Genomic DNA, 2,065 nt, shown 5'->3' on the forward strand with positions numbered 1-2,065 from the left:
CACCCCCGGCGCCGGGCCCGTGCGCCCGGCCGCCGACGCGGTCCCGTGGCCGGACCGCGCCGACCGGCCGCGCCGGGCCGCCGTGTCCGCCCACGGGCCGGACGGGGCCGACGCGCACCTCGTCGTCGAGCACGTCCCGCCCGCCGTGCTGCTGCCCGCCCAGCGCGCCGGGAAGCCGCGCGCCCACCCGTGGGTGCTCTCCGCGCACGACGACGAAGCCCTCGCCGCACAAGCACGCCGGTTGCGCGAGCACCTGGCCGCGCACCCAGGGCTCGGGGTGGCCGACCTCGGCTGGTCGCTGGCGACCCGCAGGACCGGGCTGGCGCGGCGGGCCGTGGTGATCGCGCGGGAGCGCGCCGAGTTCACCCGCGCGCTCGACGCGCTCGCCGGTGGCGGGCGGCCCGTGAACGCCGTGCGCGGCGGCGAGCCGACCAGCGGGCGCGTGGTGTTCGTGTTCCCCGGCCTGGACGGGAACTGGACCGGGATGGCGCGCGGGCTGCTGCGGGACTTCCCGGTGTTCGCCGCCAGGATCGACGACTGCGAGTGGGCGCTGGCCCCGCACGTCGACTGGTCGCTGACCTCCGTGCTGCTCGGCGACGCGTCCGCGCCGCCGCCGGAGCGGGTCGACGTCGGGCTGCCGGTGCTGTTCGCGGTGCTGGTGTCGCTGGCCGAGCTGTGGCGCGCGCACGGCGTCGAACCCCTCGCGGTGGTGGGGCACTCGTTCGGCGAGATCGCGGCGGCCTGCGTCGCGGGAGCGCTCTCGCTGGAGGACGCGGCGGCGGTCAGCGCGCTGCTGGGCCGGGCGCTGCTGCCGCTCGCGGGCGCCGGGGCCATGGCGTCGATCGCGCTGCCGCCCGCCGAGCTGCTCGGGCACGACGGGATCGTGGTCACCGCCGTGGACGGGCCGCGCTCCACCACCGTCGCCGGGGACGCCGACGCCGTCGACCGGTTGTGCGCGGAGCTGGCCGCCGAGGGCGTGCGCACCCGCCGCCTGCCCGTCGACCACGCGGTGCACTGCGCGCGCGTCACCCCCGTGCGGGACGAGCTGGAACGGCTCCTGGGCGGCCTCGCGCCCCGCGAACCGGCCATCCCGCTGTACTGCGCGACCGAGGCCCGCCGGATCGGCGCGGAACCCCTGGACGCCGCGCACTGGTACCGGAACCTGAGCTCGCCGGTGCGGTTCGCCGACGCCACGCGGGCGCTGCTCGCCGACGGGTTCGACGCGTTCGTCGAGATCAGCCCGCACCCGGTGCTGGTGCGGCCGGTGCGGGAGAGCGCCGAGGAGGTCGGGGCGCGCGCCGCCGCGGTCGGCTCGCTGCGCCGGGACGAGGACGGGGCCGAGCGGTTCCTGCGCTCCGTCGCGCGGGCCTGGGTGAGCGGCGTCGCGGTCGACTGGACGCGGGCCCTCCCGGACGGCCGCGCGGTTCCGCTGCCCACGTACGCGTTCCAGCACCGCGGGCCCGCCGCGTCTGACGCGCCCGCGAACCACGCCGAGCCCTTGTCCGCCCGCGTTTCGCCGGGTGGCTCCGAGCCCCTGCCCGCCTGCGCTCCGCTGGACCGCGCCTCGTCGGACGAGCCCGCGCCCGCGAACCACGCCGAGTCCCTGTCCGCCCGCGTTTCGCCGACCGCCGCCCCGCCCTCGCCCGCCTGCGCCCAGCCGGATGACCCCGCGCCCCCGCCGCCCTTCGCCCCGCCGCACCGCGTCGAGTGGGTTCCGGTCGGGAGCGGTGGCGCGGCCCGGTTGGCGGGGGAGTGGCTGGTGGTGCGCCCGCCGGGGCCGGGGTTCGACGAGTGGGTGCGGCAGGTCCGGGCCGTGGCGGACGGGGTGCGCGCCCTGGTCGTCGGGCCCGGCGGGGTGCGGCGGGAGGCGCTGGCCGCGCGGGTCGGCGGCGAGTGGGCCGGTGTGGTGTCGCTGCTCGCGCTGGACGACCAGCCGCACGGCGAGTCCGGGGCGAGCCGGGCGGTCCTGGCCACCGCCGCGCTCGTCCAGGCGCTCGGCGACGCGGGCGTCACGGCCCCGCTGTGGTGCGTCACCTCCGGCGCGGTCGCGGCGGGCGGGACCGCC

Annotated in this window: 1 protein-coding gene; it reads left to right on the forward strand. The window is 79.8% G+C overall.

The window, feature by feature from the left end; all coding sequences use genetic code 11:
* Window positions 1–2,065 (forward strand): acyltransferase domain-containing protein (locus ACTUAL_RS17175; RefSeq protein ID WP_440900980.1); only part of this gene is annotated, 2,065 nt, incomplete at both ends.

Source organism: Actinosynnema sp., from assembly GCF_052038725.1.